24 protein-coding genes and 2 pseudogenes are annotated in these 20,707 nt (G+C 64.4%); 7 read left to right on the forward strand and 19 right to left on the reverse strand.

What is annotated here, in order from left to right:
- Positions 1-41 precede the first annotated feature (41 nt).
- The 9 genes from KF907_RS05565 to KF907_RS05605 form a co-directional block, all read right to left on the reverse strand.
- Positions 42-566, reverse strand: coding sequence for a DUF2726 domain-containing protein (locus tag KF907_RS05565; protein ID WP_291218843.1), 525 nt, complete (start codon positions 564-566; stop codon positions 42-44).
- A 166-nt stretch (positions 567-732) separates the two neighbouring features.
- The gene (locus KF907_RS05570) at positions 733-954 is read right to left on the reverse strand and encodes a hypothetical protein (RefSeq protein ID WP_291218915.1); all 222 of its coding nucleotides are present in this window, start codon (positions 952-954) and stop codon (positions 733-735) included.
- A gap of 138 nt (positions 955-1,092) precedes the next feature.
- Entirely contained in the window at positions 1,093-1,404 is a 312-nt protein-coding gene (locus KF907_RS05575; RefSeq protein WP_291218916.1) for a hypothetical protein, read from the reverse strand.
- 27 nt (positions 1,405-1,431) lie between these two features.
- Entirely contained in the window at positions 1,432-1,707 is a 276-nt protein-coding gene (locus KF907_RS05580) for a hypothetical protein (protein WP_291218918.1), read from the reverse strand.
- Between the two features lie 121 nt (positions 1,708-1,828).
- Positions 1,829-2,296: a DUF4262 domain-containing protein gene (locus tag KF907_RS05585; RefSeq protein WP_291218920.1), complete on the reverse strand. Its 468-nt coding sequence runs from the start codon at positions 2,294-2,296 to the stop codon at positions 1,829-1,831.
- Between the two features lie 87 nt (positions 2,297-2,383).
- Positions 2,384-2,692 (reverse strand): hypothetical protein, encoded by a 309-nt coding sequence (locus tag KF907_RS05590; protein WP_291218921.1) that lies wholly within the window; start codon positions 2,690-2,692, stop codon positions 2,384-2,386.
- Positions 2,693-2,710: 18 nt separating this feature from the next.
- The gene (locus KF907_RS05595; protein ID WP_291218923.1) at positions 2,711-3,103 is read right to left on the reverse strand and encodes a hypothetical protein; all 393 of its coding nucleotides are present in this window, start codon (positions 3,101-3,103) and stop codon (positions 2,711-2,713) included.
- 117 nt (positions 3,104-3,220) lie between these two features.
- Positions 3,221-3,604, reverse strand: a complete 384-nt coding sequence (locus KF907_RS05600; RefSeq protein WP_291216954.1) for a hypothetical protein — start codon at positions 3,602-3,604, stop codon at positions 3,221-3,223.
- 120 nt (positions 3,605-3,724) lie between these two features.
- Positions 3,725-4,312 carry a WYL domain-containing protein gene (locus KF907_RS05605; RefSeq protein ID WP_291218925.1) on the reverse strand — a complete coding sequence of 196 codons (588 nt, stop codon included), beginning with the start codon at positions 4,310-4,312 and terminating at the stop codon, positions 3,725-3,727.
- A gap of 259 nt (positions 4,313-4,571) precedes the next feature.
- Between KF907_RS05605 and KF907_RS05610 the strand changes: the two are divergent.
- A pseudogene (locus tag KF907_RS05610) lies at positions 4,572-4,793 on the forward strand (phage integrase N-terminal SAM-like domain-containing protein); the annotation flags it as partial.
- A gap of 74 nt (positions 4,794-4,867) precedes the next feature.
- Here the strand turns inward: KF907_RS05610 and KF907_RS05615 are convergent.
- From KF907_RS05615 to KF907_RS05625, 3 genes and pseudogenes are all read right to left on the reverse strand, one after another.
- A pseudogene (locus KF907_RS05615) lies at positions 4,868-5,023 on the reverse strand (type II toxin-antitoxin system RelE/ParE family toxin); the annotation flags it as partial.
- 28 nt (positions 5,024-5,051) lie between these two features.
- On the reverse strand, positions 5,052-5,789 hold the full coding sequence (gene bioD / locus KF907_RS05620; protein WP_291218926.1) for a dethiobiotin synthase: 738 nt from the start codon (positions 5,787-5,789) through the stop codon (positions 5,052-5,054).
- On the reverse strand, positions 5,789-6,460 hold the full coding sequence (locus tag KF907_RS05625) for a hypothetical protein (protein WP_291218928.1): 672 nt from the start codon (positions 6,458-6,460) through the stop codon (positions 5,789-5,791). Before KF907_RS05625 ends, bioD begins: the two co-directional genes overlap by 1 nt.
- A gap of 132 nt (positions 6,461-6,592) precedes the next feature.
- On the opposite strand from KF907_RS05625, the gene KF907_RS05630 reads away from it, so the two are divergent.
- Together KF907_RS05630 and KF907_RS05635 are read left to right on the forward strand one after the other, a co-directional pair.
- Complete coding sequence (locus KF907_RS05630) at positions 6,593-7,114, forward strand: GAF domain-containing protein (RefSeq protein WP_291218930.1); 522 nt, start codon at positions 6,593-6,595, stop codon at positions 7,112-7,114.
- Complete coding sequence (locus KF907_RS05635) at positions 7,111-7,530, forward strand: TfoX/Sxy family protein (protein ID WP_291218932.1); 420 nt, start codon at positions 7,111-7,113, stop codon at positions 7,528-7,530. The genes KF907_RS05630 and KF907_RS05635 overlap by 4 nt, the downstream gene beginning before the upstream one ends.
- Before the next feature lie 64 nt (positions 7,531-7,594).
- Here KF907_RS05635 and KF907_RS05640 read toward each other — a convergent pair whose 3' ends face one another.
- Complete coding sequence (locus KF907_RS05640; RefSeq protein ID WP_291218934.1) at positions 7,595-8,188, reverse strand: LOG family protein; 594 nt, start codon at positions 8,186-8,188, stop codon at positions 7,595-7,597.
- Positions 8,189-8,486: 298 nt separating this feature from the next.
- On the opposite strand from KF907_RS05640, the gene KF907_RS05645 reads away from it, so the two are divergent.
- The 4 genes from KF907_RS05645 (at position 8,487) to KF907_RS05660 (ending at position 10,699) form a co-directional block, all read left to right on the forward strand.
- Positions 8,487-8,804 carry a hypothetical protein gene (locus KF907_RS05645; protein ID WP_291218936.1) on the forward strand — a complete coding sequence of 106 codons (318 nt, stop codon included), beginning with the start codon at positions 8,487-8,489 and terminating at the stop codon, positions 8,802-8,804.
- Positions 8,805-8,860: 56 nt separating this feature from the next.
- On the forward strand, positions 8,861-9,121 hold the full coding sequence (locus KF907_RS05650) for a hypothetical protein (RefSeq protein ID WP_291218937.1): 261 nt from the start codon (positions 8,861-8,863) through the stop codon (positions 9,119-9,121).
- Positions 9,122-9,229: 108 nt separating this feature from the next.
- Positions 9,230-10,348: a phytase gene (locus KF907_RS05655; protein WP_291218938.1), complete on the forward strand. Its 1,119-nt coding sequence runs from the start codon at positions 9,230-9,232 to the stop codon at positions 10,346-10,348.
- Positions 10,349-10,474: 126 nt separating this feature from the next.
- Positions 10,475-10,699, forward strand: a complete 225-nt coding sequence (locus KF907_RS05660; RefSeq protein ID WP_291218939.1) for a hypothetical protein — start codon at positions 10,475-10,477, stop codon at positions 10,697-10,699.
- Between the two features lie 21 nt (positions 10,700-10,720).
- On the opposite strand, the gene KF907_RS05665 is transcribed toward KF907_RS05660, so the two are convergent.
- The 6 genes from KF907_RS05665 to glmS all read right to left on the reverse strand — a co-directional run bounded on the left by KF907_RS05665 (position 10,721) and on the right by glmS (position 20,638).
- Positions 10,721-11,965, reverse strand: a complete 1,245-nt coding sequence (locus tag KF907_RS05665; RefSeq protein ID WP_291218941.1) for an alkaline phosphatase PhoX — start codon at positions 11,963-11,965, stop codon at positions 10,721-10,723.
- A 117-nt stretch (positions 11,966-12,082) separates the two neighbouring features.
- The gene (locus tag KF907_RS05670; RefSeq protein ID WP_291218943.1) at positions 12,083-13,294 is read right to left on the reverse strand and encodes an acetate/propionate family kinase; all 1,212 of its coding nucleotides are present in this window, start codon (positions 13,292-13,294) and stop codon (positions 12,083-12,085) included.
- Entirely contained in the window at positions 13,291-14,709 is a 1,419-nt protein-coding gene (locus KF907_RS05675) for a bifunctional enoyl-CoA hydratase/phosphate acetyltransferase (RefSeq protein ID WP_291218945.1), read from the reverse strand. The genes KF907_RS05670 and KF907_RS05675 overlap by 4 nt, the downstream gene beginning before the upstream one ends.
- 154 nt (positions 14,710-14,863) lie before the next feature.
- On the reverse strand, positions 14,864-15,736 hold the full coding sequence (locus KF907_RS05680; protein ID WP_291218947.1) for a universal stress protein: 873 nt from the start codon (positions 15,734-15,736) through the stop codon (positions 14,864-14,866).
- Positions 15,736-18,495: an HAD-IC family P-type ATPase gene (locus KF907_RS05685; protein ID WP_291218949.1), complete on the reverse strand. Its 2,760-nt coding sequence runs from the start codon at positions 18,493-18,495 to the stop codon at positions 15,736-15,738. The genes KF907_RS05680 and KF907_RS05685 overlap by 1 nt, the downstream gene beginning before the upstream one ends.
- Positions 18,496-18,805: 310 nt before the next feature.
- Entirely contained in the window at positions 18,806-20,638 is a 1,833-nt protein-coding gene (gene glmS / locus KF907_RS05690; protein WP_291218950.1) for a glutamine--fructose-6-phosphate transaminase (isomerizing), read from the reverse strand.
- Positions 20,639-20,707: the final 69 nt, after the last annotated feature.

The raw sequence follows: 20,707 nt of genomic DNA on the forward strand, positions 1-20,707 counted from the left end.
TGTGGTTCGCGTAACGAAGCGGGTTCGGCTTGAACGCATTGTTAGGTGCCAACCCTGACACCAACGGGTGCGGGCTCCACCGACGCCAGAAACTGAGCCCTTACATCTTGCAGCGAGTATGCAGCCTTGGCCGGAACGGTGAGAAGCGGCAGGCCGATGGCGCGGCACACATTGGCCAGCAGCTCGTCGCGGGACTGCGCTTTGCGGCTAGTGTGCGACTTGTCATTGAGCTCAACGGCGCAAATGACCGACAGATCGCCGGAGCGGCAAACGACAAAGTCAAAGTGTTTGGCGGCAATACGATTGAGCGCGCCTTGGCGAGCAGAATTGCCCAAGCCCGATTTGACCGCGGCGATATCCGCCACTCGCACCTTGCCAAAGACCCGGTGCTCTGGACCAACGGCCTGATCCAGGACGCCGAGGAACGAACGCTCTGCGGCCGAGAAGAGCGGTTTGCCGAGTTGGTACGGAAATCCGATGGCGCCTGAGCCGCCAGTCTTGCCTTTGAGCGCAGCCAGAACGACGAAGACGACCAACACGAGAACGAATAACCAAATCCATGACATGCGGCGTGCTCCCCAATGGCACCTAACGTCAAGTTCAGTGGTGACCGGAACGGAGCAGGTTTTTGCGCGACAAAATGTGCGAAGCACATTGCGCAAAAATCTGCGGAGTGTAGGGCATCCACTGCAACGCCGTGTTAGGCTTGCGATGCCTGTATAGAAAGCACATTTACTCAAGCTCTTTTGGTTTAAGTTCTGGATTTGCGCTGTACAGTGGGTTCATGACTTTAAGTAGCATGGCCCCCATTATTTCGCCGATGGCCCGCCGATACTGGTTAAATTCGTGCTCGCTACTTGTTGCCTGAACGAGTGCCACAGATTCGTCGAGCTTGGCCCCAACATCAAGCATCAGCTCACTTACTCTTCTAGCCGTAGTTTTGTCTGTGATCATGATGAAGCCTAACACCTGAGTTAAGCCGAATTGCGCAGTGGCAACGGCTGCGTGCTAGCGTAGCGTAAGCACGCAGACGGTGCCACGAAGCAATTTCGGCTTGAACGAATTGTTAGGCGCGTGCCGAGAGAAAACGAGCTATTCATCAGGATAGTACCAGCCGTCCTCATCTGAACGAGCCCAGTTCTCCTGATCCTCAATCATTTCTTCAGCGATCAGCTGGCGATCATCATCATGCTCGTATTCGTAATCATCCTCGCCTGGTTCGTACTCGCTCTCACTCTCTTGAGCTTGAAAAATGTCTCTAAGTGAGGTTGGTACTAACACATCCCAGCCGGTTTGACTGCGACGCAGAGCGGTTTCTTTTCTGTGACGCGTGGCAAGAGCGCGAGCGCGATAGGATGCACTCTGGAAGTCATTGTAGTGCTCAAGAAATACAAGGTCTGACATGATTTGTCCCTGCATGATCAGAGCTGGCTATTTGCTGAGGGCTTTCCAGTTGCTAGAGGAACATTTCGGACATTCGTATCCCTTGTTCGTAACCCATTCAACGATCTGATCTTTGAACACAAGCATTCCAACGCCACCAGTAATTATTGCTGCGACTATGGGGAGTGCAAAGCCAGTACCTGCAAAGAGATAGGCAGTCCAAGCCCAAAATCCACCAATTGGTGCGGCTCCTCCAATGATTTTTACGAATAATCCGAGATTTGTGATCTCGGCATGACCGCATTTCTTGCACTGGATCTTCATGATTCCCCCTGTAGCGCCTAACACCTGAGTTAAGCCGACCTGCGTAGCGCAGGCAACGGCGTGGCAAGCTTAACCTGCCACGCCGTTGCCGGAGCGAAGCGGGTTCGGCTTGAACGAATTGTTAGGTGTCACATGCCTGGCGTAGTACTGGCTGCCATTGGCGAAAGCTTTCTGGTGAACCTGGATGCCAAGGGAAGAGCCCATCCTTATTCGGCCAAACGATTTGGTAGAGCGGAAAGTCTTCCTCCGCGTAGAACCACAGGGCTGAGTACACATAGTCGTAGTACCGGTCGCGGGGGACGCGAACAAAGACGCATGGAAAATTGTTGATTAGGTCGTAGGAATGCTGTTCGAGGTCAAGTTGCTCGCCAGCCTCAAACTTGTTCGCACAGATCGATATGATCGAATGAGCTACGCCAGGGTCCAGGCCAAAGACAATGAATTCTGGCTGCTGGAATGAGTGATAGAGACCAACGCTGTAGGAAAATGGTGGTTCGTCGTTGTTGTTGTCTTCTGACTCAAAGACACTGGTGCAGTGCCAGCCGAACTCTTCTACGTTGCGCAGTACGCTGCGCTCGTAGTCATTCATGGGTGGCAAACGAGACTCTGTCATGTGACACCTAACGCCCCGGTTCAGCGGCGGGCCGCGCAGCGGACCGTCCGCTGCAATCGGTTGTTAGGGGTCATGCTGCATGATCCTCAGACCGCAGGCCGAGCATTGACCGCCCAATTTGGATCGAGTGTAAACGCTCTCACACTCAGGGCAGATGACCTTCTGCGCATTGGCTCCAAGCCGAATGAGCGTGATGATAAAGCCAAGAAAAGCGGTTCCGATCATCCATGGGAAGGCCGTCCCGAGCGTTTCATGCAACAACACAATCAAGACCACCACCAGAACCCAGGCAAGGATTGCGCCGAGCATACGCAAAGTTCCGCGAGCCTGAGATCTTGCGTACTCCTCCCAATATGCGGTGTGCTTGCCCATGACCCCTAACGCCCGAAATCAGCGGCGCGCGTAGCGCGTCCGCTGGATTGAGTTGTTAGGCGCCAACTCGCCCAACAGCCAGGCAGCAAGCTGACGTGGCCCCCTACGATTTTGGTTTGCCTCATTGGCCGCCTCGCCACACACCGAGAGAAAGAGCTGACCGACCGAGCGGACACTTGACTCGCCAAGTTCGTCGCGGAGCATGACACTTTGCTGTGCGAGAAGCAGCAGCCTTTCGTTACCTTGGCCGATTTGGTGCGGCTGCACGTAGGCCGGGTGGAACGCGGAGTTGAAGAAAAGCGTGTCGCCATGTTGCGCGGTGTGTGGCAGCGCCTCGGTGAGCAGCGCGACAAGCTCACCCTCCGTCGCCTCAAGCTGAGCATGTAGTTTCAATTGGCGAGATGCTTTCATTGGCGCCTAACACCTGAGTTAAGCCGAATTGCGCAGTGGCAACGGCTGCGTGCTAGCGTAGCGTAAGCACGCAGACGGTGCCACGAAGCAATTTCGGCTTGAACGAATTGTTAGGCATCAATCCCACCACGCAATAAGAGCGGAATCTCTGTCTGCTTGCGGTAACGAGTCACCAAGTGCATCTGAGTCCGCAGGCCCAATCTCATCGGGCTGAAGATCCGCAATAGCTGTGCGCAACGCTTCAGGCGTCACGTTGCCTGTAACTACTACGGTATCCGAGAACGGCCATGCGTCATCGCCTGGGTCGAGCTCAGTGATTAGGGCATACACCGCCGAAACATCAGGCCGTTGCAGGAGCCCCACCAATGTATCGCGGAACAACCCAATGCCTGGGTGAGGGTAAAGATTGCAGCCGATCGAGCCTTCATCGTCGTTTCCGTCAAAGAACTTGTCTATCGGAACTAACTGGGGTTCTGGCTGGCTCTCGAGCTGCTTCTTCAAGGCGTCGCTCTTTGCTTGGTCCACGGAAATCCCTCTATTGATGCCTAACGGTTGAAGTAACGGGCGGCTGCAAGCGGCGAAGCCAGCTTGCAGACGTCCCTGTTGACTGAGATGTTATGCCTAGCTTTTATTTGGTGAAAGTTCTTGTGCATATTTTTGAAAGACTTCGAACGCCCCATCTAATGAACCTAGCGTTGCGGTTCCTTTGTTCTTTCCACGAACAACCCATGGGCGAACACGTTTTCTAATATTTTCTTCGCGAAGCTCACCATCTAACCCCATAACGATATCCGAGGCATATTCCTCGTAGTTTAACGACACGTCGGAGCCCTTAAGTGGGGTTCCGTTCTTACGTTTTCTGTGAAGAGAAATCGCGTTTTCTTCGCGGTTTACGTGCCAACCAAGTTGAGCCCATGTATCAAGATTGCTTTGGAAGACGCCATCAAGGGTTGAGTAAAGTGGTTGTTGATGTTGTTTCGGCTGCCAAGTTGGGGAGGAAGACGGAATATCGCCATCTAAGATAGTGATCTTGGAAATGACAAAGGTCTTTACCGCATTTGACGTATAGCAGCGTGCACTGACCTTATCTCCCATCACTTGAATGGGAGCGATCTCGCGCGTGGCCCCAGGGGCGCTTCCCCCGAGATAAGAAACTTTAAGAACTTCCCCCGTCTCAATCGCGGCAAGCAATCTTTCGATCGTTTCCACGTCTCACCCTCCCATTAGTTCGACCTTAGCGAGGCATAACTACAAGTAGACCCCGAATCCGAGGCATAGCATGGATCGTTCAGCATCGACGCGGTGCGCGTCAAGCGGTTTTCCTGCATGAAATCAATCCTTTGTGCGATTCCAGGGGCGACGGATTTCACTGAACGTACCTGCGTTGTCGAGGGATGCGGGGTGTTATGGAATATCACGATGGATCGGAGGGGTAGCAAGTGGTGCGGCGGACCGGCCCGCTCGGCGCCTGTTCGACGAGATTCGGCGCATATTGCGGCTCAAACACTACAGCTTGCACACCGAACGGGCGTACACCGGATGGATCCGCAGGTTCATCCTTGCCGGTGGCCGTCGACACCCTCGGGAGTTGGGGGCGGCGGAGGTTGAAGCCTTCCTGAGCGGACTGGCCGTGCAGGGTCGCGTGGCGGCGAGCACGCAGAACCAGGCGTTGTCGGCGATCCTGTTCCTGCCCGAGATGACGTTGGCCTCGGGTGAGGGGGATTGTGCATAGCCATCGGTGATAGTCCCGTAGTCCAGGACATGGGTGTTTCCGTCCTTGAACTCGAACGTGACTCGCCAGTTGCCATCGACCGTAATTGACCAGCACCCTCGCAGCTCACCGTTGAGCGGGTGAAGGCGAGCCCCCGGGATGTTCATGTCCTCGATTGTCCGAGCCGTGTCCAAGGCGGCCAATTGCATCAATGTTGCAATGTGCCAAGAATGATTCTCATGGATCGGGTGTTCTTCGCGCGTCGGCGTTGCAGGCTCCCGCTTTCAGCATCGAATGCAGCAGCGCATCCGCGAGCGTGCCGGTTTCGGCATCGTCACCGTGGCCGACGATGCCGAGCAGGGGCGCGTCTATGCATGCGCGCAGGGTGTCGATGTTGTCGTCCACGCGGTCCATGGCCGGGTCGATGCGGTTGCCGATCCAGCCGGCGAGGCGGCAGCCGTCGGCAGTGATCGCGCGTGCGGTCAGGCGAGCGTGGCTGATGCAGCCGAGGCGCAGGCCGACGACGAGGATGACGTGGAGGTCGAGCGTGCGCACGAGGTCGGCCTGATCGAGTTGCGCGCCGAGTGGTGCCGCCCAGCCGCCGACCCCTTCGACGACGACGGCATCGGCGCGCGCGGCGAGCTGCGCATGTGCGGTGGCGATGCGAGAGGTTTCGACCGGCGTGCCGGCGTCGCTGGCGGCGAGGTGCGGGGCGATCGGTTCGCGGAACGCGTACGGGTTCAGTGTCGCGTAGTCGACGTCGAGGCCCGTAGCCATGCGCAAGGCCAGCGCATCCTCGTTGCGCAGGCCGTCAGGCGTGATCGCGCAGCCGCTCGCCACCGGCTTCATGCCGGCCACGACCAGCCCGCGCGCGCGCAGCGCGGCGATCAGCCGGCAGGCGACGCGGGTCTTGCCGATGCCGGTGTCGGTGCCGGTGACGTAGAGGTTCACGGTTTCGGCCGGCAGTGCCGGCATCACGGGCCGCTGCCGGTCGCGCGGACCATGAACGCGCCCGGCAGCGGGTTCACCGGCGTGATGTTCTGCGAACCGAACGGTGCCGAGGCGAGGTCATTGATCACCGCGGCGATGTCGGGCGCGTAGAAGAACCAGGAGTTGTTGCCCGGGTTGCTGCCGTCGACGCGCGCGGGACGGTCCTGGCCACCGAGCAGTTTCGCGCTGGCGCCGACGAAGAACGCACCGCTGACACGGGTCGGCGGGATCGTGACTTCGAAAAAGGTGTTGCCGCTGACGTTCGGCGTGGCCTGCACCGATGCCAGCGCGGTGGCGTTGCGCGGGTCGCCATCGGCATCAGGATCGTCGAGCAGCCAGAACGTCACCGGGCCGCTGGCGAGAGAGGGGAAGGTCGGACCGAAGGCGACCGCGAGGCGCGTGATGACCACGCCGTTCGGATCGGTCGTGTAGTAGTTGCCCCACAGCATGTCGGGGTCGAACGAACTCGGTGGGCCCATGTTCGAGCTGGCCTCGCCGTCGTCGAGTTGATAGATCACCGGCGGGTCGAAGCCGTCGAAGTACACGCCATCGGGTTGTGGTTCGCCGATGGCGATCTCGGCAATGGCAGAGGTTGAGAGGGTGGCCAGGAGCAGGCACGACAGCATCGTGCGGTTCGGGAAGGAGGGTCTGGACATGGCAGTGTCCTCGCGTGTGGTGATGGTCGATCAGGAACGGATCGATGATGGCAGCGGTGGCGCTCATGCGCCAAGCGGCATCGCAGCGATTGGGGCGTGTAGAATGCAGGTCCGTTCATTCCGGACGCCGCGATGAGTTTCGATGCCGCGCCGGTCCGTGCCACCAGCAAGGCCGGACTCTACGCCGAGCTGCTCGCCCAAGCCGAGAGCGTGCTCGCTGGCGAACATGATCGCATCGCCAACGCGGCCAACTTCGCCGCGCTGGTGTGGCATGCGCTGCCGGAGATCAACTGGTGCGGGTTTTATTTCTTCGATGGCCGTGAGCTCGTGGTCGGTCCGTTCCAGGGCAAGCCGGCCTGCGTACGCATTGCCCTCGGCAAGGGCGTATGCGGTACCGCAGCGGCGACGCGCACGACCCAGGTCGTCGTCGATGTCGATGACTTCCCTGGCCATATTGCCTGCGATTCAGCCTCTCGTTCGGAGATCGTGGTGCCGCTGCTGGCCGACGACGGCAGCCTGATCGGTGTGTGGGATGTCGACAGCCCCGAACCGGCACGGTTCGACGATGCGGACCGCGCCGGCATGGAAGCGCTGTGCATGGTTTTTATCCGTTCCCTGCGCGGGAACGCCGAACCCAGGAGAACGAGCGCATGAGCAGGGGTGTCGTGAAGATCCGCAATGTGGGTCCGAAGTCGGCCGCGTGGCTGCGCCAGGTCGGCGTGCGCACGCACGAGGATCTGGTGCGGATCGGCCCGGTTGAGGCCTTCCTCAAGATCAAGCGCGCCGGATTCCGGCCGAGCCTGAACCTGCTCTATTCGATGGCCGGTGCACTCGACGACTGCCACTGGACCGACCTGTCCGAGGAACGCCGCAGCGCCCTCATCCTCGAACTGGAAGCCGCCGAATCCGTCAATCCGATCAAGTCGCGCTGGGACAAGGCCGCCGATCGCAGCGCGCGCAACGACGGCGACGCAGGTGTTCCCGCGCAGGAGATCGACGACGGCGACGGTTTCGGCGACGGCGACAGCGGTGTGCGCGAGCTGACCGGCACCGCGAGCGATTTTGATTGAGAGCGGGGAATAGGGAATGGGAAGCAGGGATTGATCAGAACATCCCTGTGCTTCGGTCCATTCCCTATTTCCCATTCCCGGCTCTCACCACCGCAATCTCCCGCGCATCCTCGCGCCAGCGCGGCGTCGAGCGGATCGCCGGCAGCACGTCCTCGGGTTCGGCGACCAGGCTCCACATGGCGTGGTGTTCCTCGTTCATGAAGCGCTGCGCGATGACCTGATCCATGAAGTGCTGCAGCGGTGCATAGAAACCCTGTGTGTCGAGCAGGATGATCGGATTGAAGTACAGGCCGAGGCGCTTGAGCGTGATGGCCTCGAACAGTTCCTCGAGCGTGCCGCAGCCGCCGGGCAGGGCGATGACCGCGTCCGAGCCGGTCAGCAGGCGGTGCTTGCGTTCGCGCATGTCCTCGACCAGTTCGAGGCGGGTCAGGCCCGGATGACCCCATTCGAGGTCGGCCATGAATTTCGGCAGGATGCCGATGACCTCGCCGCCCTTCGACAGCGCACCGTTTGCCACCGCGCCCATCGAACCGGCCGAACCGCCGCCGTAGACCACGGTGCAACCGGCTTCGGCGAGCAGCGCACCGAGGCGGAACGCGGCGGCGTGGTAGAGCGGATCGCATTCCTGGCTTGAGGCGCAGTAGACGCAGATGCGCATGTCCGGCTTCCGATGATGCAGGGGTCGTATTGTAGGGCTGGCGGCGTGGCGCCGGCCGATCCCGGCCACGGTTCGCACGCCCAACCCGGACGCGTGGGGTTCCGTGACGCATTTTGCACTCATGTACCATCTGCCGCGACCTGCTTCCGCAGTCCTGGGGTGGTCGCCCGTGCTTCTTCGGTCCTGGCGGATGCACTGCACATTCTCGATCACGTGATGGCGAGGATCCCGGCTTGAACGGTGTCGCACTGTCCACCGGACCGGTGCGGGCCGAGCCAGGCGTGGCGGCCGGTACCCCGTGCGCATCGGCGCCGATCGGGCGGCGGACATTGCCGGGATGGACCACCGCATCGCGTTCTGGCGCGAAACGGCCGGCCATGGACATGGCGCCATGCACCGCACCGATTCGGGCGGTCTGGTCGGAAACCGCCGCGGCAATCGTCGTGTGCCCGATGGGCACGCCATGAGCCTGCACTGCCTCGCACCGCACCGCGATGGATCTCCGGTGAACCGTCGCCTTGCCGAGCTCGAATGCCATGCAGCTGCGGGAAATGCGATGGATTGCATGGGTGCCGGGTTCCAGCAGTCGCTTCCCTGCGACCCATTGACCACATGAACGGACCAGCTTCCGCTGCATCCGGTTCGTCGAGGTCACCTCAGCGCACGAGCTTCGTGCGCTGGCGCATCCTCGCCGTGCTCGGTGCGTTGAGCGTCAGCTCGTACCTGCTGCGCGGCAACCTGTCGATCGCTGCGCCGTCGATGATCGCGGACCTTGGGATTGATCAGGGCATCCACAATGCGTTGCTGCTGGCAGCCCTCGCCGAGCACTTCGGCTGGACGCTCGCGATTGCAGTTGGCGTCGCGTTCGCGTTGGCCGGCGCGGGACTGAACTTGCTGGTGCGCGCGGACCGCACGGTGGAGCAGCCGGGCTGAGCCGGTCCGCTGATTCCGCGTGCCGAGGCGCGCCATCGACGAAAGGCCCAGGCGACGCCGGTCAACGACTTGTGCAGAATGCACAATCCTCCCAGCACACCGAACCCGATGCCGATTCGATCCTTGCGCTTGTCCGCCCTCGTCGCCCTGGTCGTGCTCTCCGCCTGCGCGGGACGGCCGGCCAGCCACAGCGATCCGAAGCGATTGGTACCGATGCTGGCGGAGTCCGGCGTCGCCCATGTCGTCGTCGCCGAAGCCTTTGTCAGCGCGGCATCGCCGGGGCATGACGTCGATTCTCCGGCGGCCTGGCGGACCGACGACGGACGCGTCCTGTTGATCGCCACGGCGAAGAAGAGCGACACCCTCAAGGTTTACGATGGCGACAGCGGTACGACGCTCGCCGAGCATGGTGGCCCCGGCCTGGACACCGGTCGCTACGCTCGACCCAACGGCATCTTCACCATCGCCGACGTCGTCTTCGTCGTCGAGCGCGACAACCGTCGCGTGCAGGTGCTGCGCCTGCCCGGATTCGAGCCGATCGGCCAGTTCGGGGATGCCGAGCTGCGTGCGCCGTATGGGCTGTGGTTGCGCGAACTGGAGCCCGCGCGTTACGAAGTCATCGTCAGCGACAGCTACATCGATGGAATCGACGCCCGCGGCGAGGCGATTCCACCTCCACTTGCCGAACTCGACGGACGACTGCGGCGCTATGAGGTCTCGCTGGCCGATGGTAGCGTCGAGGCACGCCATCTCGCTGATTTCGGCGACACCACGGCACAAGGGGCGATCCGTCTGGCCGAGTCGGTCTGGGGCGATCCGGCGCACGATCGCCTGCTGGTGTCCGAGGAAGACGTGGCCACCGGCACCGCCCTGCGCGAATACGGTTTCGACGGGCGCTATCGCCGCACATTCGGCCTCGGCCTGTTCAAGGCACAATCCGAAGGCATTGCCTTGTGGGCCTGCGACGATGGCAGCGGCTACTGGATCGCCACCGACCAGTACAAGGATCACAGCCTGTTCCACGTGTTCGATCGCGCCAGCCTCGTCCATCTCGGCGCATTTGCCGGCAACACCATCGCCAACACGGATGGCGTGTGGCTGCACCAGGCGGCGACGGCGCGCTTTCCTGCCGGTGTGTTCTACGCCGTCCACGATGACCGTGCCGTCGGCGCCTTCGACTGGCGCGACATCGCGCGAGCCTTGCAGCTGCGTGAACGCTGCGAGTGAGTTGTGATGCGTTGGCGAAGAGCATCACGGCTAAAGCCGTTTCCTGTGCGTTGATGCTGCAGGAAACGCCTTCAGGCGTGATGCTCCGGCTTCACAGCGTCAACCCTCGCGGTAGTCGCGACCGCCATGGCGCAATCGCTCGACGAGGTTGCGCAGGCCGTTGGCGCCGAGCAGGAGGACGAAGGCGATGGCGAAGGGAGGCGGGAGACTTTGATCCCTGATTTCGCGGCTGGCTTTCAACAGCCGAAGCGCTTTTCAACAGCCGAATGGCTGGTCATGGCTGGTCAGCCGCTCCCACAGAAGCCGGGAATGGGGAATAGGGAATGGGAAGATCAAACGTCCTGCTTCTGACCATTCCCTATTCCCCATGCTCTATTCCCGGCTTGAAAACGGCCCGGCGATCTCGAAGGTGATGCCGCCGTCGCGCGCGCCCTTGCTGCCGCGCTGCGAGGAGAAATACAGGCGTGAACCATCCGGCGACAGGGCCGGGCCGGCGATTTCCGAGCGCTCGTGGCCGACGAGTTGCAGCAGAGGCAGTGCGTCGCCGTCCGGGGTCAGCACGACGATCTGCATGTCATCGCCGTCCTCGGCCACGAAGATCGCGCCACCGGCATCGGCGGCGAGGTTGTCGGGCTTGCGCAGTGGCGCTTCACGGCCGGCGGCGAAGCGTGCGTCGGCGTCATAGGCGATGCGGATCGTGCCGTCCGCACAGCGGTATTCCCACACGCGGTGGTCGGCGGTGGTTGAGAACCAGGCCGAGCCGCGGTGGAAGACCATGCCTTCGCCACGCTGGAAGTGGTACGCGGCGGCGACCTGGTGGCGGCAGGGCGTGTCCTTGGCGCCGGGGTTTGGTTCCGGCACGCGATGCCAGCGCACGCGCGCACCGACGCCGGTCGGGTCGCCGATGATCTCGGCGATCTCGAGCACGCCGGCGGAAAGATCGGGCCAGCGTTTCGGGCGGTAGCGATAGAAGCCGCTGTCGCTGCCGCGATCCTCGGTCATGTAGATGGAACGTCCGCGCGGATCGACCGCGCAGGCTTCGTGGGAAAAGCTGCCCATCGCCGGACGCGCGATGCCCTGGCCGGCCTTGAACGGATCACACTCCCAGACCATGCCACCGTCGTGTTCCTCGCAGGAAAGCCAGGTGTTCCACGGCGTTGGTCCGCCCGAACAGTTGGTGCGCGTGCCGGACAGGATGCGATAGGCGTCGACGATACGGCCCCGTGCATCGAAGCGCAGCGCGCCGACGCCGCCGGTGTCGGGCGTTTCGGCATTGCAGGCATAGACCCAGCCGCCGTCCGGCGTCGCAAAGCAGGCGCCGCCATCGGGTGCGTCGTGCCAGTCGTACGACGTGCCGGCCACGCGCTCGCCGCTGCGCGCGACGATGCGGCTGCTGAACCCCGTCGGCAGGCACAGGCCATCCGTGTTCGCGGCTTGCAAGCCGCCGCGCAGCGCATCAAAGAACGCGCGCTGTGTCTTGCCGCTGCGGGCGGCAACGCCGCGCGAAGCCTCGTTGAGCCCGGCCAGCACATCGCCACCGATTGCGAACAGGCCGGCGCCGCCGGCGAACGCGGACAGCAGGCGGCGGCGGTGGAGATCGATCGGCGTGTCGTTCATGCGGGTTCGTGGCGGTTGGCGTACGGGAGTGTCACGATAAACGACGCGCCTGTCGAATGCATGACAAGGCCATTGATCCGGTCGTTCAACGGAGACAACGCTCCAGCGGTTGCGTTTTCAGGCATTGAGCAGGTCATGCGCCGCGTGCGCGGCGATCCATTCCTCGTTGGTCGGTTCGATGCCGACGCGGACCGCGCTGTCCGTCGTCGAGATGACGGCGGCATCGGCGGTGTTGGCGGCTTCGTCGATGCGCAGGCCGAGATAGTCGAACGCAGCGCAGACACGCGTACGGATGAAGGCATTGTGCTCGCCGATGCCGGCGGTGAACACGAGCAGGTCGAGACCGCCGAGCACGGCGACGAGGGCGCCGATCTCGCGCACGACGCGGCGCACGAAAAGATCGAGCGCGATGCGCGCGCGTTCGCCGCTTTCGCCGTCGTCGCCTTCATGGGTGACGATGACGCGTGGTTCGGAGGAAATGCCCGATATGCCGAGCAAGCCGGACTCGTGGTAGAGCACGCGGCCGACCTCGGCGAGGCTCAGTTTTTCGATCTCCATCAGGTACAGCACCGCGCCCGGATCGAGTGCTCCGGTGCGCGTGCCCATCATCAGGCCATCGAGCGCGGAGAAGCCCATCGTCGTAGCGACGCTTTCGAGGTTGCGCATCGCGCACAGGCTGGCGCCGCTGCCGAGGTGGGCGACGATCGTGCGCCCGCGTGCGAGTTCGCCATGGCGTTCGGCCAGCGCGATGGCCATGTAGGCGTAGGACAGCCCGTGGAAGCCGTAGCGGCGCAAGCCACGCTGCCACGCCGCGTACGGCAACGGCAGGATCTGCTCGACCTTCGGCAGGGTGTGGTGAAAGCCGGTATCGAAACAGGCGACCTGCATGATGTCGGGGCGTTCGCGCAGCAGGATCGCGATGGCTTCGAGCGCGAACGGCTGGTGCAGCGGCGCCAGCGGAACGTAGCTCTCGAGATCGGCGAGCACCTGCGTGTCGACGCGCACCGGCTCGAAGTATTTGCTGCCGCCATGCACCACGCGATGCGCAATGGCGGCGACCTTGCGGCCGTCGAGGCGGGCGAGGATGCGCTCGCGGATCAGATCGAGTGCGGCGCGATACGGATGTTGCGCATCGAGCGTGATCGGGAACGGGGTGACGCCGGTCTCGCCGAACGTCGGTGACGGGCCACCGACGCCCTGCACCTTGCCGTTCCACAAGGGCTTGCGTGGCAGTGCATGGGCCGTGGCCTCGAACACGGCGAACTTGATGCTCGACGAGCCGCAATTGAGGACGACGATGACGCCGTCATGGAGGGCAGGCGTGCTCACGGAGGCGCAGTCCGGTAGTGGTGGGCGAGCATCAGCGCGATTGCGCATGAGGCGATGCGCGATTCGCGCGAGTCGGCACGGCTGGTCAGGATCACCGGCACCTTCGCGCCGAGCACGATGCCGGCGCTGGCCGCGCCGCCGAGGTACATGAGCTGCTTGGCGAGCATGTTGCCGCTCTCGAGGTCGGGCACGACCAGCACGTCGGCCTGGCCGGCGACGTCGGAGACGATGCCCTTGGTGCGCGCGGCAGCGATCGACACGGCGTTGTCGAAGGCCAGCGGGCCATCGAGCACGCCGCCTGCGATCTGGCCGCGATCGGCCATCTTGCACAGGGCGGCCGCATCGAGCGTGGCCGGCATCGACGGTGTGACCGTCTCCACCGCAGCGAGGATCGCGACCTTGGGGACATCGACGCCGATCACATGGGCGAGATCGATCGCATTGCGGATGATGTCGGCTTTCTGTTCGAGGTCCGGAGCGAGGTTGATCGCCGCGTCGGTGACGATGAACGGGCGCGGATAGGCCGGCGTCTGCAGGAGAAAGCAGTGGCTGATGCGGCGCTTGGTGCGCAGGCCGCCGCTGGAGGAAACCACGGCCGACATCAGCTCGTCGGTGTGCAGGCTGCCCTTCATGATCGCCTCGACCTGGCCGTCACGGGCCAGTTCGACGGCACGCGCCGCGGCGGCATGGCTGTGTGGCACGTCCTCGACGGAAAAGCCGGCGAGGTCGATACCGGCCTGCGCGGCAGCGGCTTCGAGCTTGGCTCGGGGCGCGATCAGCACCGGCTCGATGAGACCGCTGCCATGCGCGTCGAGCGCACCGGCGAGACTCAGTTCATCGCAGGGATGGACGACCGCGACACGGATTGCGGCCATCGGACGGACGTGGCTGAGCAGGCGTTCGAGGCCGTCATTGCCGCGCACGTCGAGGCGGATTTCCGGCAGCGCGGTACGCGCACGCTCGATGCGTTCGGTGGGCGCGACGACCTCGGCCTCACCGTCGATGACGAGCATGCCGTGCTGATTCGTGCAGGTGCAGGCCAGGCGTACGCGATGGTGTTCCTCCCTGGCGGTCACGCTGACGCGGACGAGGACACGGTCACCGACACGCACCGGCGCGTGGAAGCGCAGCGACTGTGAACGGTAAAGCGTGCCGGGGCCGGGCAGGCGCGTGCCGAGCACGGCCGAGATCAGCGCGCCGCCCCACATGCCGTGCGCGATCACGCCCTGGAAGCGGCTGGCATTGGCGAACTCGGGATCGATGTGGGCAGGGTTCAGGTCGCCCGAGAGCGCAGCGAATATCTGGATGTCCTCGAGTGTCAGCGTGCGCTCGATGCTGGCGCTGTCGCCGACCTGGAGTTCGTCCCAGGTGCGGTTGCGCAGGATGTTGAGATCGGAACCGGAGGCGTCGTTCATGGCGTCCCGTTGGGTATGGGTGGGAAGGCGCTGAACCAAGAGCTTGAAGCACAAATGAGGTGAGGAAAAGACTGTTCTCTGCCGACCTGGCTTCGCGCAGGAGCGCACATCGTTCCCTCTCCCCGTGCAAACGGGGAGAAGGAAAGCCTGTGGCTCAGGCGTGCACGAGCAGGGTGTCGATGCTCGAGCGCAGGGCGATGCCGCGTGCGACACTGCCGATGACGAGCTCGTACAGAGCGCCGTGGCCGTGGGTGCCGCAGGCGACCAGGTCCGGATCGAAGGTGTCGCAGTACATGCGCACCAGGCGCACCGGGTCGCCGTGTTCCACCACCACTTCGACCTCGCCGAGATCATCGACGAAGGCGCGCGCTTCGTCCTGCAGGCGCAGGCGCGCGCGAGCGACGGCCTCGTCGCGCGAATCGGCATCGAAGCCGAGCCGAGGTACTTCGAAAGCATGCAGCAAGGTCAGCCGCGCCTGCGGAGCCAGCGCGCGCGCGGCTTGCAGGGCGACTTTCGACGGCGCCGAGAAATCGGTGGCTACGACGACGTGGCGATAGGCCTGATGCGCCGGCTGCCGCACGATCAGCACGCGCGCGGCCGGCATGCGCAGCAGGCGATCGAGGATCGAGCCGAGCCGCACCGGATTGAGCACGCCTTCGCGCATCGGACCGCAGACGATCATGGTGTCGGCGCGTGCGGCCTCGTGCTCGAAGGTGGCGCGCCAGCGGCCATCGTCGTCATCGTCAACCACCTGCATGCGCCAGGCGATGCCGGTTGCTGCGAGCTCGCGGTGCAGTTCACGTTCCGCGCGCACGCGCGCAGACGGCGCGTGGTACCACGATGGAGGATCCTGCATCGCGGCAACTTCCTCGGCCAACGCGGAGGACTTCTCGACGACCGACACCGCCACCGCCTCCGCGCCGAACTCGCCGGCAAGGCGGGTGGCGCGGGCAAGGGCGCGATCGCAGCGCGCGCTGCGGTCGGTGGACAGGATCACGCGCGGGGGTGCGGTGAAGGCTGGATTCATCAGGGCGTCCTCGATGACGGTGGAACGGGATCTGCGGCGCGCAATTCCTCGAACACGCCCAGCGCGCGCAGCAGGCGCTTCTCGATTTCGAGCAGTACCAACAGGGCGACGCCGACGAGCACGATGACCAGGCCATCGCGCAACGGCACGGGTCGGCTGTCGAACACCGCATGAAACCACGGCAGATAAGTAAATGCGAACTGGGCGACGACCACGGCGACGACCGCCTTGAGCACCGCCGGCGTGCCGCGCAGGCCGCGCCAGGTGAACGAACTGCCATGCAGGTAGCGTACGTTGAACAGATAGAAGATTTCGAGCACACAGAAGGCGTTGACCACCATCGTGCGCGCGGTGGCGAGGTCGTGCCCGCGCGCTTCGGCAAAGGCGAACACGCCGAATGCGCCGACGCTGAAAAGCACCGAGACGAAGAGGATGCGCCAGAGCATGAACGGCGATACCAGCGGCGCATCCCGGCGGCGCGGAGGGCGCCGCATGATGCCGTCCTCGGGCGGTTCGAAGGCGAGCACGAGGCCGAGCGTGATGGTCAGCACCATGTTGATCCAGAGAATCTGTGCTGCAGTCATCGGTAGCGTCCAGCCGCAGACGATGGCAAGGATCACCGCGAGCGCCTCGCCGCCATTTGTCGGCAGGGTCCAGGCGATGACCTTGCGGATATTGTCGTAGACCGCGCGACCCTCGTGCACGGCGGCGGCGATCGACGCGAAGTTGTCGTCGGCCAGGACCATGCCGCTGGCTTCCTTGGCCGCTTCGGTGCCCTTGCGGCCCATGGCGATGCCGATGTCGGCCTGCTTGAGCGAAGGGGCGTCGTTGACGCCGTCGCCGGTCATGGCCACGGTGTGTCCGCGCGCCTGCAGTGCGCGCACGATGCGCAGCTTGTGCTCGGGCGTGGTGCGCGCGAACACGCTGGCCTTCTCGGCGACGCTCGGCAGATTACGGTCGTCGATCGCCTCGAGTTCCGCGCCGGTCAGCACCTCCAGCGTGTCGGCGAGGGCGAGCTGACCGGCGATCGCCGCGGCGGTCGTCGCGTGATCGCCGGTGATCATCTTCACCGCGATGCCGGCGCTGCGGCATTCGGCGACTGCACGCACAGCTTCCGCGCGCGGCGGATCGATGAAGCCGACCAGGCCGAGGAAGACGAGTCCGCCGACTTCATCGATGCTGAAGCCTTGCGGCGCATGCGCGAGCTTGCGGGCGGCAAAGCCGAGCACGCGCTGGCCCTCGGCACCGGCAGCGTCGATCGCCTGCCGCCAGAACGCGGCATCGACAGGCTCGGTGCCCGCCGCGCCGGCCTGTTCGCTGCTCAGCGCCAGGATCTGTTCCGGCGCGCCCTTGACGCAGACCAGCGCACCCTCGCCATCGACCTCGGCATGCAGGGTTGCCATGAAACGGTACGCCGCATCGAACGGCACCTCGTCGAGGCGCGGGTGGGCGCTGCGCACGGCGGTGGCCTCCATGCCGGCGCGGGCTGCCAGCGCGAGCAAGGCGCCTTCCATCGGATCGCCGTCGATGTGCCAGGCATCGCCTTTCTCGATCAATCGCGCGTCATTGCACAGCAGGCCGACGCGCGCAACGCGGTCGGCCGCAGCCAGTGCGGCATCGCCGCCGCTGCGTGCATCGAGTCGGCCGGTCGGTGCATAGCCTTCGCCACTGGCCTCTACCCGACCCAGGCGCGTGATGATCGTGCGCGCGCTCATTTCGTTGCGCGTCAGCGTGCCGGTCTTGTCCGAACAGATGACCGTGGTCGCGCCGAGCGTTTCGACCGCAGCCATGCGCCGCACGATGGCGTGACGCGCTGCCATGCGCCGCACGCCGATCGCCAGAGTGATCGTGATGACCGCCGGCAATCCCTCGGGGACGAAGCCGACGGCGATGGCGACGACGATCATCAGCGCGTCGAGCCAGGCATAGTCGCGCACGGCGATGGCGAACACGAACAAGACGGCTGCGGTGCCGATTGCGGCCATCGTGACAAGCTTGCCGAAGCGCGCGATCTGACGCAGCAGCGGTGTGGCCAACGTTTCCACCTGGCCGAGCAAGGTGCCGATGCGGCCGATTTCCGTGGATGCGCCGCTGGCGACCACGACGGCGCTGCCCTGGCCGGCGCTGACCAGGGTGCCCGAGTAGAGCATCGACTGGCGTTCGCCGAGTGCGGCATCGGCGGCAACCGGGCTGGCACCCTTGTCGACCGGTACCGATTCACCGGTCAGGATCGACTCGTCCAGGCGCAGGCCGCGCCCGCGCAGGAGGCGCGCATCGGCGGGCACGCGATCGCCCGCCTCCAGCACGATGACATCGCCCGGCACGAGGTCTTCGACCGCGATCGTTGCGCGCACGCCGTGGCGCAGCACGTGCGCGACCGGGGCGAGCATCGAGCGCAACGCGGACAAGGCTTGCTCGGCCCGCCCTTCCTGCACGAAACCGACGATGGCGTTGACCGTGACCACAGCGACGATCACCGCGGCATCGACCACGTGACCGAGTGCGAACGCAACCACTGCCGCCGAGAGCAGGAACAGGATCAACGGATCGTTGAACTGGCGCAGCAGACGTCGCCAGGCGGGGATTACCGGTGGTGCCGGCAGCGCGTTAGCCCCGTACTCGCCAAGTCGCCGCGCAGCTTCGTCACCATCGAGTCCCTGCACGGACGTCGCCAGGTGTGCGAGCACCGCGTCGACGTCGAGCGCATGCCAGTCGATCGGGCGCGCCGCTGCATTCGGGGTGGCGTCGGATGGGGCCATCGGCGCTCCTCGGAGAGTGGAAGATCGTGTCGCGCGACGCTGGGCGCCGGCGGAATCGTGCCTGGATCACGCGATTCTAGACGCCGCGTGGCAGCAAGAGGAGAAAGCTTCGCAGGTACGTCGTACGGGCAGGTTGACGTCGATCAAGCCATTTGATGCCGAGGATTGCGGGAAGAGCGCGCACCGGCCACCCATCGTGCTTTCGCGCCCGGGACGGCTGAAGTCCATACATTGGCCGCCCGTTTACGGGCGATGCTTCTCCGCCGCGTGTCGAAGCGCATCGCCCCCGAAGGGGCTCCTACGTCACCGATTACTCCACCGTCACCGACTTGGCGAGGTTGCGCGGCTGGTCGACGTCGGTGCCGCGCAGCACGGCGACGTGGTAGGCGAGGAGCTGCAGCGGCACGGTGAACACGGCCGGGGCGATCAGGTTGCCGCCGGAGTCGACCTTGATGACGGCGCCACGCACGCCATCGGCCTCGAGGTCGACGGTGTGGTCGGCGAACACGAACAGCTCGCCGCCGCGTGCGCGCACCTCCTCGAGATTGGACTTGAGTTTCTCGAGCAGCTGGTTGTTCGGGGCGACGGTGATCACCGGCATGTCCTCGTCGACGAGGGCGAGCGGGCCGTGCTTGAGTTCGCCGGCCGGGTAGGCCTCGGCGTGGATGTAGGAGATCTCCTTGAGCTTGAGCGCGCCTTCCAGTGCCACCGGATAGTTGACGCCACGGCCGAGGAACAGCGCGTGGTGCTTGTTGACGAAGCGCTCGGCGAGCTGTGCGATCTGCGGCTCGAGTTCGAGCGCGTCGGCGACGCGGCGCGGCAGTTCCGCGAGGTCGTTGACGAGGCGCGTGTAGCGCTCCGCGGCGAGGCCGTTCAGGCGCGCCAGCTCGAGCACGAGCAGGGCGAGCGCGCTCAACTGGGTAGTGAAGGCCTTGGTCGAAGCGACGCCGATCTCCGGGCCGGCGCGCGTCATCAGCACGAGATCGGATTCGCGCACGAGGCTCGACTCCGGCACGTTGCACACGGCGAACGAGCCGAGGTAGCCGCGCTGCTTGCCTTCGCGCAGCGCGGCGAGCGTGTCGGCGGTTTCGCCGGACTGCGAGATTGCGACGAACAGCGAATCGGCCGGCACGACGGCATGGCGATAGCGGTATTCGCTGGCCACCTCGATGCTGCAAGGGATGCCGGCGAGGCCCTCGAGCCAGTAGCGGGCGACGAGGCCGGCATGGTAGCTCGTGCCGCAGGCGACGATCTGCACGTGGCGTACGCGCGCGAGCAGGGCTTCGGCATCGACGCCGAAGATGTTCGGCAGGATGCGCCCGCCGGCGATGCGGCCTTCGAGTGTTTCGGCGACCGCACGCGGCTGCTCGAAGATCTCCTTCAGCATGTAGTGGCGGTACTCCCCGCGTTCGACCGCGTCGGCCGACAGCTCGCTGGTATGCAGGCGGCGCTCGACCGGCGAACCGTCGGCGTCGTACACCTGCATCGTCGTGCGCGTGATCTCGACGAGGTCGCCTTCGTCGAGGTAGACGAACTGGTTGGTCACCTTGATCAGCGCCTGCACGTCGGAGCCGAGGAAGTGTTCGCCGATGCCGATGCCGACGCAGAGCGGGCTGCCGCGGCGTGCGCCGATGACGTGGCCGGGCGCGTCGCTGCTGATCACGGCGATGGCGAAGGCGCCATGCAGGCGCGCGATCGCCGCCTGCACCGCTTCGCGCAGGCCGAGCCCGCCGCGCATCAGGTGGTGCACGAGATGGGCGATCACCTCGGTGTCGGTGTCGGAGTCGAAGCGGTAGCCGAGTGCCTGCAGTTCGCTGCGCAGCGGTGCGTGGTTCTCGATGATGCCGTTGTGCACCACGCTGACCGTTCCGGCCGACAGGTGCGGGTGGGCGTTCGTCTCATTCGGCACGCCGTGCGTGGCCCAACGCGTGTGGGCGATGCCGGTGTGCCCGGCAAGCGGTGCGGAGTCCAGGCGAAGCTCGAGCTCGCGAACCTTGCCGACCGTGCGCGCGCGGTGCAGTTCGCCGCTGCTGATGACGGACAGTCCGGCCGAGTCGTAGCCACGGTATTCAAGGGCCTTCAGGCCGGCAACGAGGATCGGGACAACATCACGCTCGGCCGCGGCGGCAACGATTCCACACATGGGGACTCCCGGGAGTTGCGCCGCGTCGGATCGGCGCCTGAGGCTCGCGATGATAGACGCTCCCTGTTG

The organism is Dokdonella sp. (assembly GCF_019634775.1).
In the GTDB taxonomy this organism is placed as follows: domain Bacteria; phylum Pseudomonadota; class Gammaproteobacteria; order Xanthomonadales; family Rhodanobacteraceae; genus Dokdonella.

What these genes read in the sequence shown, in the direction of transcription:
- KF907_RS05565 (WP_291218843.1), bottom strand. Translation starts at nt 566, where the DNA reads ATGTCATGGATTTGGTTATTCGTTCTCGTGTTGGTCGTCTTCGTCGTT.
- KF907_RS05625 (WP_291218928.1), bottom strand. Translation starts at nt 6,460, where the DNA reads ATGTCCAGACCCTCCTTCCCGAACCGCACGATGCTGTCGTGCCTGCTC.
- KF907_RS05580 (WP_291218918.1), bottom strand. Translation starts at nt 1,707, where the DNA reads ATGAAGATCCAGTGCAAGAAATGCGGTCATGCCGAGATCACAAATCTC.
- KF907_RS05665 (WP_291218941.1), bottom strand. Translation starts at nt 11,965, where the DNA reads ATGAACGACACGCCGATCGATCTCCACCGCCGCCGCCTGCTGTCCGCG.
- KF907_RS05685 (WP_291218949.1), bottom strand. Translation starts at nt 18,495, where the DNA reads ATGGCCCCATCCGACGCCACCCCGAATGCAGCGGCGCGCCCGATCGAC.
- glmS (WP_291218950.1), bottom strand. Translation starts at nt 20,638, where the DNA reads ATGTGTGGAATCGTTGCCGCCGCGGCCGAGCGTGATGTTGTCCCGATC.
- KF907_RS05675 (WP_291218945.1), bottom strand. Translation starts at nt 14,709, where the DNA reads ATGAACGACGCCTCCGGTTCCGATCTCAACATCCTGCGCAACCGCACC.
- KF907_RS05630 (WP_291218930.1), top strand. Translation starts at nt 6,593, where the DNA reads ATGAGTTTCGATGCCGCGCCGGTCCGTGCCACCAGCAAGGCCGGACTC.
- KF907_RS05595 (WP_291218923.1), bottom strand. Translation starts at nt 3,103, where the DNA reads ATGAAAGCATCTCGCCAATTGAAACTACATGCTCAGCTTGAGGCGACG.
- KF907_RS05680 (WP_291218947.1), bottom strand. Translation starts at nt 15,736, where the DNA reads ATGAATCCAGCCTTCACCGCACCCCCGCGCGTGATCCTGTCCACCGAC.
- KF907_RS05655 (WP_291218938.1), top strand. Translation starts at nt 9,230, where the DNA reads ATGCCGATTCGATCCTTGCGCTTGTCCGCCCTCGTCGCCCTGGTCGTG.
- bioD (WP_291218926.1), bottom strand. Translation starts at nt 5,789, where the DNA reads ATGCCGGCACTGCCGGCCGAAACCGTGAACCTCTACGTCACCGGCACC.
- KF907_RS05570 (WP_291218915.1), bottom strand. Translation starts at nt 954, where the DNA reads ATGATCACAGACAAAACTACGGCTAGAAGAGTAAGTGAGCTGATGCTT.
- KF907_RS05640 (WP_291218934.1), bottom strand. Translation starts at nt 8,188, where the DNA reads ATGCGCATCTGCGTCTACTGCGCCTCAAGCCAGGAATGCGATCCGCTC.
- KF907_RS05590 (WP_291218921.1), bottom strand. Translation starts at nt 2,692, where the DNA reads ATGGGCAAGCACACCGCATATTGGGAGGAGTACGCAAGATCTCAGGCT.
- KF907_RS05585 (WP_291218920.1), bottom strand. Translation starts at nt 2,296, where the DNA reads ATGAATGACTACGAGCGCAGCGTACTGCGCAACGTAGAAGAGTTCGGC.
- KF907_RS05660 (WP_291218939.1), top strand. Translation starts at nt 10,475, where the DNA reads ATGGCGCAATCGCTCGACGAGGTTGCGCAGGCCGTTGGCGCCGAGCAG.
- KF907_RS05635 (WP_291218932.1), top strand. Translation starts at nt 7,111, where the DNA reads ATGAGCAGGGGTGTCGTGAAGATCCGCAATGTGGGTCCGAAGTCGGCC.
- KF907_RS05575 (WP_291218916.1), bottom strand. Translation starts at nt 1,404, where the DNA reads ATGTCAGACCTTGTATTTCTTGAGCACTACAATGACTTCCAGAGTGCA.